The organism is Paenibacillus sp. CFBP13512, from assembly GCF_005233705.1.
Lineage (GTDB): Bacteria > Bacillota > Bacilli > Paenibacillales > Paenibacillaceae > Saccharibacillus > Saccharibacillus nuruki.
Genome location: NZ_QGAD01000018.1, coordinates 1 through 16,423, shown reverse-complemented (window position 1 = coordinate 16,423; position 16,423 = coordinate 1). Strand labels below are relative to the sequence as shown.

General features: G+C 39.7%; 15 protein-coding genes, 1 pseudogene and 1 riboswitch. Of the genes and pseudogenes, 12 read left to right on the top strand and 4 right to left on the bottom strand.

All coding sequences use genetic code 11. From position 1 onward, the window contains the following. Positions 1-174: 174 nt before the first annotated feature. Both PaeCFBP13512_RS19375 and PaeCFBP13512_RS19370 read right to left on the bottom strand, forming a co-directional pair. The gene (locus PaeCFBP13512_RS19375) at positions 175-741 is read right to left on the bottom strand and encodes a TetR/AcrR family transcriptional regulator (protein WP_137225430.1); all 567 of its coding nucleotides are present in this window, start codon (positions 739-741) and stop codon (positions 175-177) included. Between the two features lie 166 nt (positions 742-907). Further along, positions 908-1,576, bottom strand: coding sequence for a DUF1129 family protein (locus PaeCFBP13512_RS19370; protein ID WP_069327496.1), 669 nt, complete (start codon positions 1,574-1,576; stop codon positions 908-910). 148 nt (positions 1,577-1,724) lie between these two features. Between PaeCFBP13512_RS19370 and PaeCFBP13512_RS19365 the strand changes: the two genes are divergently transcribed. The 4 genes from PaeCFBP13512_RS19365 to thiE all read left to right on the top strand — a co-directional run bounded on the left by PaeCFBP13512_RS19365 (position 1,725) and on the right by thiE (position 5,436). Next, the gene (locus tag PaeCFBP13512_RS19365; RefSeq protein WP_069327495.1) at positions 1,725-2,555 is read left to right on the top strand and encodes an alpha/beta hydrolase; all 831 of its coding nucleotides are present in this window, start codon (positions 1,725-1,727) and stop codon (positions 2,553-2,555) included. Between the two features lie 185 nt (positions 2,556-2,740). Beyond that, positions 2,741-2,843: riboswitch (TPP riboswitch) on the top strand. A 170-nt stretch (positions 2,844-3,013) separates the two neighbouring features. Then, positions 3,014-3,832, top strand: a complete 819-nt coding sequence (gene thiM, locus PaeCFBP13512_RS19360) for a hydroxyethylthiazole kinase (protein ID WP_137225428.1) — start codon at positions 3,014-3,016, stop codon at positions 3,830-3,832. Between the two features lie 118 nt (positions 3,833-3,950). Continuing rightward, a complete protein-coding gene (thiD, locus tag PaeCFBP13512_RS19355; protein WP_137225426.1) occupies positions 3,951-4,766 on the top strand; it encodes a bifunctional hydroxymethylpyrimidine kinase/phosphomethylpyrimidine kinase in 816 nt (271 codons plus the stop codon). After that, a complete protein-coding gene (gene thiE, locus PaeCFBP13512_RS19350) occupies positions 4,759-5,436 on the top strand; it encodes a thiamine phosphate synthase (RefSeq protein WP_137225424.1) in 678 nt (225 codons plus the stop codon). The genes thiD and thiE overlap by 8 nt, the downstream gene beginning before the upstream one ends. Before the next feature lie 231 nt (positions 5,437-5,667). Here the strand turns inward: thiE and PaeCFBP13512_RS19345 are convergent, their stop codons facing one another. Beyond that, positions 5,668-6,195 carry a DoxX family protein gene (locus tag PaeCFBP13512_RS19345; protein ID WP_069327542.1) on the bottom strand — a complete coding sequence of 176 codons (528 nt, stop codon included), beginning with the start codon at positions 6,193-6,195 and terminating at the stop codon, positions 5,668-5,670. Positions 6,196-6,626: 431 nt separating this feature from the next. Here PaeCFBP13512_RS19345 and PaeCFBP13512_RS19340 point away from each other — a divergent pair, with 431 nt between their 5' ends. From PaeCFBP13512_RS19340 to rlmD, 8 genes are all read left to right on the top strand, one after another. Beyond that, positions 6,627-7,865, top strand: a complete 1,239-nt coding sequence (locus tag PaeCFBP13512_RS19340) for a DUF3048 domain-containing protein (protein WP_137225422.1) — start codon at positions 6,627-6,629, stop codon at positions 7,863-7,865. 193 nt (positions 7,866-8,058) lie between these two features. Next, positions 8,059-8,673 (top strand): DUF47 domain-containing protein, encoded by a 615-nt coding sequence (locus PaeCFBP13512_RS19335; protein WP_069327490.1) that lies wholly within the window; start codon positions 8,059-8,061, stop codon positions 8,671-8,673. A 154-nt stretch (positions 8,674-8,827) separates the two neighbouring features. Further along, the gene (locus PaeCFBP13512_RS19330) at positions 8,828-9,829 is read left to right on the top strand and encodes an inorganic phosphate transporter (protein WP_069327541.1); all 1,002 of its coding nucleotides are present in this window, start codon (positions 8,828-8,830) and stop codon (positions 9,827-9,829) included. A gap of 147 nt (positions 9,830-9,976) precedes the next feature. Next, positions 9,977-10,942 (top strand): magnesium/cobalt transporter CorA, encoded by a 966-nt coding sequence (gene corA / locus PaeCFBP13512_RS19325; protein ID WP_069327489.1) that lies wholly within the window; start codon positions 9,977-9,979, stop codon positions 10,940-10,942. 118 nt (positions 10,943-11,060) lie between these two features. Beyond that, on the top strand, positions 11,061-11,351 hold the full coding sequence (locus tag PaeCFBP13512_RS19320; protein ID WP_069327488.1) for a YerC/YecD family TrpR-related protein: 291 nt from the start codon (positions 11,061-11,063) through the stop codon (positions 11,349-11,351). Between the two features lie 5 nt (positions 11,352-11,356). After that, complete coding sequence (locus PaeCFBP13512_RS19315; RefSeq protein ID WP_137225420.1) at positions 11,357-12,124, top strand: sirohydrochlorin chelatase; 768 nt, start codon at positions 11,357-11,359, stop codon at positions 12,122-12,124. Positions 12,125-12,147: 23 nt separating this feature from the next. Beyond that, on the top strand, positions 12,148-13,041 hold the full coding sequence (locus tag PaeCFBP13512_RS19310; RefSeq protein ID WP_069327486.1) for a diacylglycerol kinase: 894 nt from the start codon (positions 12,148-12,150) through the stop codon (positions 13,039-13,041). Between the two features lie 349 nt (positions 13,042-13,390). Continuing rightward, a complete protein-coding gene (gene rlmD, locus PaeCFBP13512_RS19305) occupies positions 13,391-14,866 on the top strand; it encodes a 23S rRNA (uracil(1939)-C(5))-methyltransferase RlmD (RefSeq protein WP_137225418.1) in 1,476 nt (491 codons plus the stop codon). Between the two features lie 109 nt (positions 14,867-14,975). Here rlmD and PaeCFBP13512_RS23290 read toward each other — a convergent pair. Further along, a pseudogene (locus tag PaeCFBP13512_RS23290) lies at positions 14,976-16,423 on the bottom strand (hypothetical protein); the annotation flags it as partial.

Here is a 16,423-nt window from a genome sequence, read left to right as displayed (position 1 = left end):
TTCATAATTTAAATAAATATATATCTTCTTTAGCTTAAAAGTTGTTTTTTTCTACTCATGAGTACACGATAATTTAGACATAACCATAAAAAAATACACCATTCTAAAGATAGATTGGTGTACACAAAGGTACCGAATCTCAATAGAAATGGTGTATGGATAGATTTATGATTGTTATTGCGAAGTATGCAAACCTTGTAAAAAGGTATCAATAATCAGTTCAAAGCTTTGATTCACATCTACCTTCAGACCAAATCCACCTGTTCTTTCTAAAGAACTGAATCCATGAAGAACACTGCGTAGTCCACGTATTGCATGAATAAGAGCATCGTCATTTAGATCAAACCCTGCGAGCACTTGAGTAAATAACTCTAATACTTGATTCTTCATTGTATCCAATTCTTCATCATCCGTATCAGAAATATAAAGCGTCGCTTCATATAGTCCGGGATGAGCACGGGTAAATTCAAGATAAGCACGCGACATCTCACGAATCGCTTTATCTTCCGATCTGCCTACAGTAGCGTGCATCAGTACATTTTTGAGCTGATCCAATCCAGTTAATGCCATTTCACGACGTAATCCTGGTAGTCCATTCACATGATTATAAAGAGAAGGCGAACGAATACCTAGCTTTTTAGCTAATACGGTTAGTGTCACTTCATGTAGCCCGTGTTCATCTGCTAAGACTGTGGCTGCTTTTACAATAGATTGGAGATTAAGACCGGCACGAGGTGGCAATGTATAAACCTCCTTCAACTATAACTATACCTATTCGTCATTAATGAATAGGATTCGTTTATCAGCTATGCATATTCATCAATTCTTCGTTATTGTAATTTATAATCATAGAATTAGCAAAATAGAATATTAATCTACTCATCTTATCTACTAGAGATCATCGATGTTATTTGCGCATAAAAATAAATTTCTGTCCAACTACTCCGATCACAAATAACAGTAAACTCACCCACGGTACAATCGTAATCACAGGCATCACTTGACGTAAAAAGATACCTACACCAAAAATCAAAATCAAAATTACCAAGTACGTCAAAATAGCGCGAGCATTGATTTGCATACCCGGTTTGGTAGTGTCACTTTTTTCAACAGGTTGATCGGTAAATCGAGTTAGCATTTCGACTAAAGCAATCGAACCGACAGCGACAATAATCAGTGTGGCTACATTAATCTGCCCGACAATTCCTGAATCGCTAATACTGATTCGAAATAGTCCCATCAGTGCTTGAATAAGAAAAACCCATGTGAGCGCTATCCAAGGAATCATCAAGTAATACATCGGCTTGCTCAATTGACGCTTTTCGGGTAAATTACGAATTAACATATTGCCATATTCCATCGAATCTTTAGCAAATAACTGTTTGGCGGTTTTTCCTTTTTTCTGTGCATCTAATAAATGATGACCCATTTCTAAAAGTAATTCTTCACCAGCTTCACGATCAATACGTGCATCCCGTACATGAACAATCACATCATCATAGTAATCTAAATTTTCGGGTTTTAACTGATCTCGTACAACATTAATATCCTTAACCATCTGGCGTATTGTGCTCATTATTTATTCCTCCATTCTCATTGTTCGAATCTATTATTTTGCCATACTTTCCTTGCGTTGACAATGATCTAGCGTTAATGATAATATGATTTCAAGATTAAAGCTCATTAAACTGATCGGAATTGTTTATTTAAAAGGAGGAATCATCATGGAACGTAATATCGTCATTCGACATCACGACTTGGATCTGACAGCTAGTATTCATTATCCAGAACAGGAACCGCAATTAGCCGGACGGGGCAAAAGCCGTACACCGCTGATTGTGATCTGCCATGGTTTTGTAGGCAGCCGCATTGGAGTGGATCGCCTATTTGTTAGTACAGCCCGTGAATTGGCGGCTGACGGTTATATGGTGGTTCGTTTTGATTATGCAGGTTGCGGTGAAAGCAGCGGCGAATATGGCAATGAAGGCTTAGAATCAATGGTTGCTCAGACTCGTACTGTACTTGATTATGCGATGACTTGCAGTGATATTGATCCGACACGGGTCACTTTAATTGGACATAGCTTGGGCGGAGCTGTAGCGATTCTGACATCGGTACGCGATCAACGTGTCAAAAGTCTGGTGCTCTGGTCAGCAGTAGGGCATCCATTTAACGATATCGTCAAATTAACAGGACGTGACAAATACGATCAAGCAGTGATCGAAGGCAAAGCCGACCATCTAGGGTATTCATTTACGCCGATATACTTTGATTCACTTGGCAATTATCAACCGTTTCAAGAAGCCAAGCAGTTTAATGGCGATGTGCTCGTTATTCATGGAACAGGCGACGATGTGATCCCTGTCGATTATGCCTTTTTATATCAGAAAGTATTCTGGACACGTTCAGAAGGACGCTGTGATAAAGAGATCATTTTTCAAGCAGATCATACGTATTCTAACGGTACACACCGACGTGAATTACTGGACAAAACTCGTCAATGGCTTACAGGACGTGAAGTGGCTCAGACCGATTGGCAACACTGGATGATATAAGCGTTTGGCAATATAAACACTTATATCGTAAGATATTTTGCTATCGCAAAAATCATGTTCGATTGGACTAGAAGAAGTAGCGCTTATACCGCCAAGCGCTTGTATAGTAAGATATTAACCAATTTCTCACTCTTTACCAGATCATTCACCAGTGGTATGGTAAGAAAGAACAATTGAATAGTTACTGATTTCACTAGGGGAGCCTGTTGGCTGAGACGAAAATGAATTTTCGGACCCTTGGAACCTGATCTGGATTATACTAGCGGAGGGAAGTGGAGGCTGAATTTTCACTCAAGTTATGTCTACCTGAATGAATGTTTGACCCATTTGTCTCTTTAGAGATGGATGGGTCTTTATTGCGTTCAGCTCTTATAATATAAACCCTAACCTTTTCTACATATAATCCAAATAGAATGAGGTAATCGCAAAATATCTATTTATTACAGGAGGCTAATCAAATGAGCTTTTTAGCAAAAGTACAAGCACAAAATCCACTTGTTCATAATATTACGAATATGGTCGTGACTAATTTTACAGCCAATGGATTGCTGGCTTTGGGCGCTTCTCCTTTTATGGCATATGCCCATGAAGAAGTAACAGATGTGGCTGCAATGGCAAGTGCTGTGGTGCTCAATATCGGTACGCTTGATCCTTATACAGTCGAAGCTATTCTCCAAGCAGGACGCTCAGCCAATCAAGCAGGTGTACCTGTTGTATTTGATCCGGTAGGAGCAGGAGCGACACCTTATCGTACCCAGTCAGCGATACAGATTACTGAGCATATCCAGATTGATGTGTTACGTGGCAATGTGGCTGAAGTCGCTAATGTCATCGGCGAACAATGGCATATCAAAGGCGTAGATGCAGGAGCAGGCGAAGGAAATATGGTCGAGATTGCTGAACAAGCGGCTCGCCAATTGAAATGTATCGTAGCGATCACAGGCGAAAAAGATGTGGTCACTGATGGCAATACCACCTATACCATTGCAAATAGTCACAGCATCTTAACACGGGTCACAGGCGGAGGTTGCCTGCTCAGTGCTGTTGTGGGTGCATTTATCGCAGTGGCTGATCCTACAGAGTCACAAGAACGCTTAAACGCTGTAGTTGAAGCACTAGCGTTTTACGGTATCGCAGCAGAGATTGCTTACCAACAGACCGCAGGACAAGGCACAGGTAGCTTTCAGATCGAATTTATCAATCAACTCTCTCTAGTCACACCCGATATCGTATCCACCCATTCAAAAATCGCAAAAGTCCAGCGCTTGGCAAGATAAGCGCGACATCTTCTAATCAAATAAAACGTGATTTTTGTGTAACAAAATATCTTACGATTAGCGCTTGGCAAGATAAGCGCGACATCTTCTATCTAATATATCCAAAGGAGTGAAAAAGATGAATGTATATCAAGCTTTAACGATTGCTGGTTCAGACAGTGGAGGAGGCGCAGGGATTCAAGCCGATCTCAAAACATTTCAAGAACTCGGAGTCTATGGTATGTCTGTTCTTACTGCTGTTACGGCTCAAAATACAAAAGGGGTACAAGGAGTCTATCCGGTAGAAATTGAAGGTATTATTCAGCAATTGGATTCAATCGGTACAGATCTACAACCGCATGCTGTCAAAACAGGGATGTTATTTAGCGCTGAGATTATTCGTCATGTCGCTCAAAAAGTAAAACAGTACCAGTGGCAACATCTAGTGATTGATCCAGTGATGGTAGCCAAAGGCGGATCTGTGCTTTTGCAACAAGAAGCATTACAAGCGCTCGTCTCGGATCTGATTCCGTTAGCAGAGATCATCACTCCGAATTTACCAGAAGCAGAGCTACTCACAGGGATATCGATCACCAACATGCAACAGCGTGAACAAGCCGCCACACAGTTAATTGATATGGGTGCAACGTATGTAGTGATTAAAGGTGGACATGATGCATCGACTTCAACCGTTGTGGATTTGTTGTATGATGGACAACATTTTGAATATTTTGAAAGCCAGCGTATTGATACAATGCATACGCATGGGACAGGCTGTACTTTTTCAGCGGCATTAACGGCAACATTAGCTCAAGGTAAATCGATCCATGAAGCTGTAGATACCGCCAAGCAATTTATTCAAGCCGCGATTGAAGATGGACTGGGAATTGGTTCCGATCATGGGCCTACTAATCATTTTGCGTATCAACAAAGGAGCCGGGTCTATAATGTCTAAGCCAGATCAACACCAATTGCGCCAGTATTTACGCCTTTATCTAGTGATGGGTAGTGTCAATTGTACACAACCACCAGAAGAAGTATTAACATCTGCCATCGCAGGAGGGATTACTCTTTTTCAATTTCGTGAAAAAGGGGTCGGGGCACTCACAGGGCAAGCGTACTACCAACTGGCTGAATCTCTTCAACAGATCTGTAGAGAGCATAAGATTCCATTTATAGTGAATGATGATATTGAATTAGCGATTGCACTAGACGCCGATGGGATTCATGTAGGGCAAGAAGATATACCTGCCGATCAGATTCGTGCACGTCTTGGGCAAAATAAAATGATTGGTGTATCTGCTCATTCGGTCGATGAAGCTAGACAAGCTATTCAAGATGGAGCTGATTACTTAGGCATAGGACCGATCTATCCGACCACTTCCAAAGCTGATGCCGAAGCCGTACAAGGAACACGTACGATTACAGCTCTTAAGAACCATCAGATACATATTCCATTAGTAGGTATTGGCGGTATTCATGCAGATAATGCAGAGCCGATCTTAACCGCAGGAGCCGATGGAATAGCAGTGATATCTGCCATTGCAGGACAAAACAACGTCGAGCAAGCTACGGAGCAATTGAATACACTCACCAAGCACTTTATTGCCAATCAAAAGCAGTAATAGACGGCTTGAAGTTGATTCGAATAGAAATTAATCAAAATAAAGTACAAAAAAGTCATTCTGTATACCGTAGCTTAAAGTACGGTGTAGCGAATGACTTTTCAAGTGGATTTCTATTTTTTTTATCTATTGTACAGTAGGTTCTTTCTGTTCTCCTTGTGATGATCTATATGTTACTGCGAATAACATCGATCATTCTATAGAAGCCAATTGATTCGGTTATTTATATCGTTAAGCGATTTTATGCTGATTAGGCAAGGTATCTTGTTGTTTGTTACGACGGTTGAAGAAGCGAGTGCGTAAGTAAGGAACGATCCAGCGATCTAGACCAATTTTACCAGCATTTGCACCGGCAACGATAATGAAGATTTCAGCAAGTAACAAGTAAGGGTTGGTGCTTACAGTGCCCGAGAACAAGAATGCGAAGTTCATTACCATTCCCATTAGTGCTGCAAGTGTAGTACATGCACCTAAGATTAATCCAAGTCCGACAAGGAATTCACCGATAGGAACAAGAACATTGAATAGTGCTACATTTGGTAAAGCGAAATGTTGTAAAAATGCGCCCCAGCCTGCTTGTACACTTGGATGTTCTCCGCCTGTATTGGCGATAGCACCTGTTAAGAATCCAGTAGCATCGAATCCGCCACCACTTAATTTTTCCCATCCACCAGCGATCCATTTAAAACCGATATATACCCGTAGTATAGTTAATAACCACATTGCCACACTGTTTTCTCTTAGCCATCTGTTCATGATTGCCACTCCCCTGAATAATGTTTTATTTTTGTAAGTCTGTGCTAACTTGTTGAGTTGGTGATGATCATCTCTTCCATGTCTTTATTTTAAATCACAACTAAATTTTAAAATGTGATAAAAATCACAATCTTAGATAAATTTTTAATATTTTATTATTGAACTGTTAAAATATGGTATATATAAATGAAGTAGATGTTTGGATGATGGTATTCGTTAATTACTTCATATGTATTCTATATAGAAGAAGCTTATGTTTTAATAAGAAGTAGACCGTGGTTTACATCTTCTGCTTGTACATAAACAGCCAGCCGATTTTAATTCATTTGAAGTTCATATGTGTGTTCTATAGTAGGAATGTATCCTACTGTGCAGATGACAACGATCTGCTACATTGCATAATGATGCTAATCACTGAGGGGGATACTATTGTAATGAATCAATCTGGATTATGGAAAGTAAGCAAATGGACGATTCCACTTGTACTCACTGCTAGTCTGATCGGTTGCGGGTCTGCTGAAGTGGCTACACCTGCACCACAGCAACAACCTGAACCTGCCAAAGTAACTGAACCGATCGCACCAGAAAAGCCAGCAGAAGTGGCCTATACCGCTCCACTTACCGGATTACCTGTAAAGCAACCTTCTCTAGCTAGACCGATTGCGGTCATGATTAACAATGCACCTGCGGCACGTCCACAATCAGGATTAGCACAAGCAGATATGGTCTATGAAGTGCTAGCCGAAGGAGGAATCACTCGTCTGATCGCTGTATATCAGAGTTATCATGGGGATGTGACGATCGGCCCTGTGCGGAGTATTCGTCCGTATTTAATCGGCATCGGGGAAAGTGTAGGCGCATTGCTTGTTCATGCCGGAGGTAGCCCGGAAGCGTACAGTATATTGCAACAAGGAAAGAAAGAGCATTTAGATGAGATCACCAATGCAAGTGCTCCATTCTGGCGAGATTCCAGCCGTAAAGCGCCTCATAATTTATATACGAATGAAGAGAAATTACGTAAAGGTGCACTCCAAAAAAATTACAAACAAGAGATCACGATTCCAACCTATCCTTTTCTACCTTCTACAACTGCTAAATCTTCAACAAGTACAACAACCGATTCACTAAATACAGATCATTCTTCAGTTCCAACCGACACTAATTCACTCAAAGTAGATACCTTTTCTGCCGATACTAAAGATAGTATTAGTGCTAATGATTCAAGCTCAACATCCTCTGCCACAACAGCAACCAAAGCGTCATTGATCGAACTTCAATTTTTGCTAGAAAGTTATAAAGTCGGGTATAAATATAATTCCACCACCGGACTTTACACACGTAGTATGAATAATGAACCGCATATTGATCTGAATAGTGGAAAGCCTTTAACTGCTTCGAATGTTATGGTGTTGGGCGGAGATTACAAAGTATTAGACGATATTGGCAGATTAAGCTTAAATCTTAATGACGGTGGAGAAGCGATGTTATTTCAACAAGGTCAGCAGATCAAAGGTCAGTGGAGCAAGAAAAGTGGAGATGTGATTCGCTTTAGCAGTAATGGTCAAGAAGTACCCTTTGTACCCGGTGTGACGTATTACAATATTGTTCCTAACAGCCCATCATTCGAAAATCATTTGACAATAGATGGTAAAAAATTGAACGAAAATGGATGAAAAAGGTAAAAAATGCTGTAATGATCGAATTAAAGTCGATTTTTGTATGATTTTTGTATGATAAATGTAAACAGAATCTTTACAAACCTATGTACAGATTGATAAGATAACAAAGGTTGTTATGAAATCATTTTGTTTTCATAATTCTAATTTACGACATTTTTCGGCAAAATTTCGAAAAGGGGTTATAGAAATGCGTGTTAAGAAAAAGGATATCTTTTTTCAAACGCTGGAGAACATGGCAGATGCAATTGTGCAAGCTGCAGATTACTTTGCGGAACAAGTACCTAACTTGAAGGATATTCCAGAGTTTACGAAGCAAATGAAGATTTACGAGAATCAATGTGATGATTACACGCACACCATTATTACCGAACTGAACAAAACATTTATCACACCCATTGAGCGTGATGATATTATGGATTTGACGACAACGATGGATGATGTATTAGACGGTCTAGAAGCATGTGCTTCTCGTTTTGATATGTATCATATGACTGAGCCTGATAATTATATTGTTCAATTTGCTGAAATTTTGCGTGAATCTGCTTATGAAATTCAAAAAGCTATTCATTTGTTGTCTCATAAAAAGCTGTTGGCTATTCGTGAACATACGATTCGTCTGAACGATCTGGAAAACCAGGGTGATGATGTATTACGTAACTGTATCAAAGACTTGTTTGCCACAGTGAAAGACCCGATTGAACTAATTAAGAAAAAAGAAATATATGAGCGTTTGGAAACAACGACTGATGCTTGCGAAGATGTAGCGAATAGACTCGAATCTATTATTATGCGCAATTCCTAAGATTGCTTACAAGATAAGCATATGATCCATTTTGCTGAGTATAGATGGATGTAATATGCAGAGATGCAATAATCTGTAACAGATAACTAAGGAGGTAGGATTGCGCAGATTCTCTTGATTGGAGTGCAAGAGATCCATCTGGGCGATGAATGATATGGTAGAAACCTCAATATGGATACTGGCTATCGTCGTGTTTTTGGCTTTGGCGTTCGATTTTATCAATGGATTCCATGATACAGCAAATGCTATTGCTACATCGGTTTCTACTCGAGCGTTACCGCCACGTACAGCGATTCTGATGGCGGCAGTAATGAACTTTCTGGGAGCGATCACGTTCACAGGCGTAGCCAAAACGATCGGCGGTAGTGTTGCTGATCCGGCGACTTTGGATAACGGTATAGAAATCGTTATTGCAACACTAATAGCTGCAATTATCTGGAACTTAGCAACATGGTGGTTCGGTATTCCTTCTTCTTCTTCGCATGCTTTGATCGGTGCCCTAGCAGGAGCTGTATTTGTTGGAGCAGGTTCAAGTTCTGTGAACTGGAGTGGGTTTATCAAAATTGTTGAAGGATTAATCTTGTCACCGTTGATTGCTTTTGCAATCGGTTATATCGTCATGACGATTCTGAAATGGATTTTTGCTAAACGTAGCCCACATAGCGTCAATAAAGGGTTCCGCACAATGCAAATTTTGACAGCAGCGATTCAATCATTTACACATGGTACGAATGATGCACAAAAAGCGATGGGTATTATTACATTTGCTCTAGTCGCAGCTGGTGTTCAGGATAATCTAGATGTACCGCTTTGGGTTAAAATCTCAGCAGCAACAGCGATGGCACTGGGAACATCTGTGGGTGGTTGGAAAATCATCAAAACAATGGGAACCAAAATTTTCAAAATCGAGCCTATTAACGGTTTTGCAGCTGATATCTCAGCCGCATCGGTTATTTTTACAGCAACACTGACTCACTTGCCTGTAAGTACAACGCATGCGATTACATCAGCTATTCTAGGTGTAGGTTCTGCCAAGCGCTTCCGTGAAGTGAAATGGGGACTTGCTGGACGGATCGTGATTGCATGGATCGTTACGATTCCAATTGCAGCGATCTTATCTGGACTTATTTTCAAAGTACTATTCGATTTGTTCTAAAATAAAATCGGATCATTATAGATCACTACCGCCGTTTCTTGCGAACGGCGGTTTTTTGTGCGATTCTAAGTGGAACAGAGATGCTTATGAAAATAACGACAGACGCTAAATCGTCTATATTTGATATAAAGGAAGTGAACTCGCTTCATGATTCGCATTCTTGGCGTGACGCAAGAACATGAGATTATTCAGGATATTCAATTAGAAGAGATCGAGTCGGGTAACTACTTATGGTATTGGGTCGATTTCAATCAGCCAACCGCTGAAGAATCCAAGAAGTTAAGTACCTTTTTTCATTTTCATCCATTAGCGGTAGAAGATTGTCTGCATGTGCTTCAACGCCCGAAGATCGATTATTATGGTGAGGTGCAGTTTCTAGTTCTTCATGCCATGCACCCAGAGACGTTACTGGTCGAAGAAGTCGATTTATTTGTCAGCGATAAATTTTTGGTTTCCTTTCATCATGGGGAACTGCGAGAGATTGAGACGGCATGGCAACGTATTATTAGCTATGGTCAACAGGGAACACGTCCCACTTGGGCAAATGGGCCAATAGCCGCCGCTTATATCATTACTGACAAAATTGTCGATGAATATTTCCCTTGTGTGTACGAGATTGAAGATGAATTGAATGAACTTGAAAATACAGGGCCAGATGAACCGGTAGATGATCTATTAGCGCAAGTATTTGTACTGCGTTCTCGTCTACTGAAATTACGGAGAACGATTATTCCAATGCGTGACTTGATGTACCGGGTTATTAACTCACAACATATTCAGAAAGTCGATCAGCATCATTCATACTTTGGCGATATCTATGATCATTTACTGAAGTTGTCGGATATGATCGAGTCGAATCGTGAAATGACTTCAGATCTGCGGGATAGTTATATTTCGCTTAATTCCAATCGAATGAATACGATTATGAAAACATTGACGGTGATCACGACTATTTTTATGCCGCTGACGTTGATCGCAGGTATCTATGGCATGAATTTTGAAAATATGCCAGAACTGAAATGGAAGTATGGCTATTTTGGCGTGCTATTACTGATGTTTGCTTTGGGAGCAGGGATGATGACTGCTTTTACAAGACGTGGATGGTTTAAATAATTGTTCTACTCAAACAAAATCTGGTACTCTGTAATGCTGTACATCGTTAATGCTTGAAAAAATACCCAGTAATATATACAATGTAGGTACAGTAACCGTAGTAGGGGATGATCACATCGTGCAACTTAAAAAACTTGATGATAAAAGTGTTGATCAATTATTTGAAGCGATTTTGACACTGAAAAATTTAGAAGAATGTTACGTCTTTTTTGACGATCTATGCACTGTGAATGAGATTCAGTCTTTATCACAGCGTCTTGAAGTGGCTCGTATGTTAGGCAAAGGTTCAACTTATAACCAGATTGAAGCAGAAACGGGTGCAAGTACAGCTACGATTTCCCGTGTGAAACGTTGCCTGAATTATGGTAATGATGGTTATAAAATGACATTGGAACGTCTAGGGAGGTAATCTCTATGAAGCCCGGTGTATTAATAATTAGTCATGGCTCGCCGGAACCATCTTGGATGGAGCAGATCGATGAAGCAGTATCTCATATTCATCTGCCAAGCGATCTACCTGTCAATGCAGTCTTCCTGGACAATGTTCCGGGAAGATTTATTCAGGATGGAATCAATGAACTGGAAGCGCAAGGAGTTACAGATCTATTAGTCGTTCCGCTATTTGTGTCCTCTGGTAGTACACATATGGACGAAATCGCTTATGCTTTGGGTGTCAAAGAAACGCCTGATCGCGAGACCGATCTGGAACCTTTTACGATTGAAGCGAAAGTTCACTTTGGTTATCCAGCCGATGATGATGAAGATATCGCTCGGATGGTCTGGGATCAAGTGAAAGATTTATCGGTTGCCCCTGAGAATGAAGTGGTGTTGGTTGTGGGTCACGGCAGTATTCATGACGGATTCAGACAACGCTGGGAGAAAGGGATCTCTTCTCTAGCTCAGCGAGTAGGACAGGTGAGTGAAGTGGCACATACCGATTATGCACTGCTCAATCCAGATAGTCTGCGTGCCAAAACAGAAGAATGGACAGCACGCGGGTACAAAGTGCTGATTGCTCCTCTGTTTCTAAGTAAAGGGATATTCCTGAATCAAGTGATTCCCGGGCGTGTAGAAGGGTTAAGCTATGAATATGCAGGTACAGCATTATTGCCACATCCACTGTTATCTCATTGGATGGAGCGTCAGATTCAGTCACTGTTGAACCAACTGATGACAACATAATTCATATTAGGTGGCATGATGGAATGAAAAAAGCGAGACTGATATATAATCCTTCTTCAGGTCGGGAAGAAATGAAGCGCCGATTGCCGGATATTTTGGATCGGTTAGACAAAGGTGGAATCGAAGCCAGTTGTCATGCGACAACAGGTGAAGGCGATGCAACTTTGTCTGCTTCCAAAGCGATCGAAGATGGATATGATCTGATTATTGCTGCTGGTGGCGATGGCACGATTTACGAAGTGATTAATGGCATGGCAGAATATGATAACCCACCGCCATTGGGCGTATTTCCACTGGGGACAACCAATGACCTGTCACGTGCATTAGGCGTACCCAAGAATTGGGAAGACTATTGTGACTTGGTGATTCGTCAAAATGCGAGACCGATTGATGTAGGTCGCTTTAACGATCGATATTTTATCAATATAGCAGGTGGAGGATCACTGACTGAGCTGACATACGAAGTACCCAGTCGACTCAAAACGATGATCGGACAGATGGCGTATTATATGAAAGGCATTGAGAAAGTCGTTAACTTAACGCCTACCGAGCTTAAGATTACAGCGAACGGTCAAGAACCACTGCATGAGGAGTTTATGATTTTCCTTGTTGCGAATACCAATTCAGTAGGTGGTTTTGAAAAGCTGGCTCCTGGAGCACGAATAGACGATGGACTATTAGATTTTATCGGTGTCAAAAAGTGTAATATTGCTGAATTTATCCGCCTGATCTCTATTGCAGCACGTGGTGAGCATCTTAACGATCCGAAGATTATTTATTTCCAGACCGATCGCTTAGAGATCGAAGCGCCTAGCAATAATGTACAAATTAATCTAGACGGTGAACTCGGTGGATCATTACCGGGGATTTTTGAGATTTTGCCACAGAAATTGCAAGTGTTCTCAGATCTCAAGTAGATCGATAGTGATAGGTTGTAAGATATACAGTTGAAAAAGTTACTCTAAAGATGTTGTTCTAAAAGTTGTTGTATTATTCCATATTTTCATTAGCGTGCAGTATGCCTGATGTCAGTAAGGGATGGTTATACCACATTTAGAACAATGTCTTTTTGATATGTGTAATAATATATAGAAAAGATAACGATAGTTATTGTAAGTATAGGTATTTTTCTATACAATCTTTAGAGGAATTGTTCTTCGGAATGTCCATTCGTAGTGGACAATGTGTTTGTGGAGTGAGATGTTGGATAGACCTGAATAATTAATGAAATGCAGTCATGTGTATAAAGAAATGGAGCCAAATGAGATGAGTAAAGACCGCAGAGGCGGCAGAAAATATAGCAATAACCGGCAACAACCGAGTCAAGCGACAGCTCTTGCGCTAGCGAACTTACCCGTTGCCAAAAATGACGAGTTGGAATTAGAGATTATCGGTATGAATCACGATGGAGAAGGCGTAGGTCGAGCAGAAGGATATACACTGTTTGTTCAAGGCGCTTTGCCCGGTGAGAAGATTCAAGCCAAAGTAATCAAAACGAAAAAACAATACGGTTATGCCAAAATGACCGCTATCTTAGAATCCAGTCCAGATCGGGTGGAAGCCCCTTGCCCGATCTACAATCAATGTGGTGGCTGTCAGGTACAACATATGAGTTATGACGCTCAATTGGAATGGAAACGTCAGCATGTGATAGATAATTTACAACGGATCGGTAAGCTGAATGTAGGAGTAGATCAACAAGCAACAACAGGTATTAAGGTACTCCCAACATTAGGTATGGCTGAGCCTTGGCGTTATCGGAACAAAGCACAGGTTCCAATCAGTGAAATCAATGGTCAATTGGTTGCTGGCTTCTACGCGCGTGGCAGTCACCGTATTATCGATATGGATACCTGTCTTATTCAAGATACCCGCAACGATGAATTGATCGCTAAAGTAAAACAGATCGGCAAAGAGCTAGGTGTATCTGCATATAATGAAGAATCAGGTACAGGTCTATTACGTCATGTGGTCGTCAAAGTCGGCTTCCGTACCGGTGAGATGATGGTCGTCCTCGTCACCAACGGAGAACGTCTACCACGCCCAAGCGAATGGATCGACCGTATCCGTCTCGAAATGCCACAAGTGGTCAGTATTTGCCAGAATGTGAATACCAAGACCACCAATGTTATTTTCGGCGATACCACCAAAGTATTATGGGGACGCGAAGTGATCCATGATTATATCGGTGATGTGAAGTTTGCGATATCGGCACGTTCTTTTTATCAAGTAAATCCGGTGCAGACGGATGTGTTATATAGCAAGACCGTTGAATATGCTGGACTGACAGGGAAAGAAACGGTTATTGATGCGTACTGCGGCATAGGAACAATTTCACTATTTTTGGCGCAACATGCGAAGCAAGTATACGGCGTAGAGATTGTGAAAGAAGCGATAGAAGATGCTCGTTCTAATGCGGTATTGAACGGAATGACCAATGTCGAATTTGAAGTTGGCGCATCGGAAGATGTGATTCCACGTTGGAAAGAAAAGGGGATTACACCTGATGTGATCGTTGTCGATCCACCACGTAAAGGGTGCGATCCGAGGTTGTTGGAGACGATCTTGGCGATGCAACCGGAGCGTGTGGTGTATGTGTCCTGTAATCCAGCGACACTGGCGAGAGACTTGCGTGTGTTGGAAGATGGAGGGTATGTGACGGTGGAAGTTCAGCCAGTGGACATGTTCCCGCATACGGTGCATGTGGAGAGTGTGGCGGTGTTGGTTAGAAAAGTTGATTAAAAATTTAATAGATAGAATAATAAAGAGGGGCTTAATACCCCTCTTTTTATTTGAATAATTAAATGCAACGAGTATATTAGAATCGAATTTAATAAAAATAATAACAATATTAGCTGATATTAAACGCTTTAGTTAAATGATTATTTGCCTCATTTATATCTTTCAAAATGGGTTTTTCTAAATCAATCCGATGATAGTTATTCGGAACAAGGTATTGTAAATTCTCTTCTATTACTGAAAAGAAGGACTGTCCTTCCATTGCTAAATAATAATTAGATAAGAAGCCAAACATTTGCTTTGTGAGTTCACTCGCGGATTCATTTTTAATAAATGAATCCATAGCAAACGGAATTTTTACCAATGAAAATTCATTTATTAAATTTGAATAAAGAGTATACAAAACTAATAATTTTTTGTTAGAATCCATGCCACTCCCTGTAACTTGTTTGAAATTATAAAAATCAATATTGTCCAGCTTGAGATCTTGAAAATATGTTTCATATTTATTGATTAATTCGCTATATCTTTTTTTTATTTCAGATTTTTTTTGAGAACTTAGTTTTTTTAAACGTGCTATATTCTTAGAAACTTCTTTTATAGAATTCTCTTTTTTATATTGATCATTTAGTAATTGTTGCTCTACAAACATATAATTGCTAGCTATTTTTTGGTTTACTTGTTCATCTATATAGGTTTCTATATTGCTAAATTCCCTAGAGTCTTTGACGCCTTCTTGATTTTTAGAGATTGTGTCAATAATGCTGCCTTTATTTAATAATAGACCTTTCTTTTTCTCTTCTAATTTTAATTGCTCTTGCTTATTTTGATTAATATTGTTTACGATCTCATAAAGATTGTTTCTAATCTTAAGCCGAGTTAATGATTGTTCAACTGTTAATTTAGAATTACAGTGAATACATTCATATTTTATTTCACCAATTCGAGATGTATATGATTTTTTTAATTTATTCAATTCTGATATATCTCTACTTATTCGATCAGTTTTAGAATCAAGTTCAATAATTTCATTATTGATTAAAGAAACGGAATTGTTCAATAGATTAATTCTACCTATATAATTCATAGTCTGACTGGCTCTGTTATGACTATTTCCAGTTATATTACCTGAGACAACAGGGGTAAGAAATGGTGTATGCTCCTTTCCTAAAAGAGTAAGTGCATCGATCTTTTTCTTAATTTCATTCAATTCAACTTCAAGAGCACTCTTTTGAATTTCTAGATCATATAAGGTGTTATTCGATATTTGAAAATAGAAATCAAAAATATTTTTTACAGGATTACTGTATCTTGCGAAGGAGTCTGAGGATTTTGAAAATAAGTATCCACCCCAAGATTTATCTTGATCAATATAAAAAGGCATAAGTATCTCGCTTGCATAGACATCAGAAAGAATTTTACTTTTTTTCTCTTTAATTTTAATATTAATATCTAATAATTCTTGAAGCCATTTTGAATATTCTTTCTCGGTAAGAATTTTTTGATTACCATCAATATAAAATAGATTTTTATTCCTTATAATAATGTGTTCTCTTTCCC

Excerpts from the sequence above, each read along its gene's own strand:
- PaeCFBP13512_RS19370 (WP_069327496.1), bottom strand. The coding sequence starts at position 1,576 with ATGAGCACAATACGCCAGATGGTTAAGGATATTAATGTTGTACGAGAT.
- PaeCFBP13512_RS19365 (WP_069327495.1), top strand. The coding sequence starts at position 1,725 with ATGGAACGTAATATCGTCATTCGACATCACGACTTGGATCTGACAGCT.
- thiM (WP_137225428.1), top strand. The coding sequence starts at position 3,014 with ATGAGCTTTTTAGCAAAAGTACAAGCACAAAATCCACTTGTTCATAAT.
- thiD (WP_137225426.1), top strand. The coding sequence starts at position 3,951 with ATGAATGTATATCAAGCTTTAACGATTGCTGGTTCAGACAGTGGAGGA.
- thiE (WP_137225424.1), top strand. The coding sequence starts at position 4,759 with ATGTCTAAGCCAGATCAACACCAATTGCGCCAGTATTTACGCCTTTAT.
- PaeCFBP13512_RS19340 (WP_137225422.1), top strand. The coding sequence starts at position 6,627 with ATGAATCAATCTGGATTATGGAAAGTAAGCAAATGGACGATTCCACTT.
- PaeCFBP13512_RS19335 (WP_069327490.1), top strand. The coding sequence starts at position 8,059 with ATGCGTGTTAAGAAAAAGGATATCTTTTTTCAAACGCTGGAGAACATG.
- PaeCFBP13512_RS19330 (WP_069327541.1), top strand. The coding sequence starts at position 8,828 with ATGGTAGAAACCTCAATATGGATACTGGCTATCGTCGTGTTTTTGGCT.
- corA (WP_069327489.1), top strand. The coding sequence starts at position 9,977 with ATGATTCGCATTCTTGGCGTGACGCAAGAACATGAGATTATTCAGGAT.
- PaeCFBP13512_RS19315 (WP_137225420.1), top strand. The coding sequence starts at position 11,357 with ATGAAGCCCGGTGTATTAATAATTAGTCATGGCTCGCCGGAACCATCT.
- PaeCFBP13512_RS19310 (WP_069327486.1), top strand. The coding sequence starts at position 12,148 with ATGAAAAAAGCGAGACTGATATATAATCCTTCTTCAGGTCGGGAAGAA.
- rlmD (WP_137225418.1), top strand. The coding sequence starts at position 13,391 with ATGAGTAAAGACCGCAGAGGCGGCAGAAAATATAGCAATAACCGGCAA.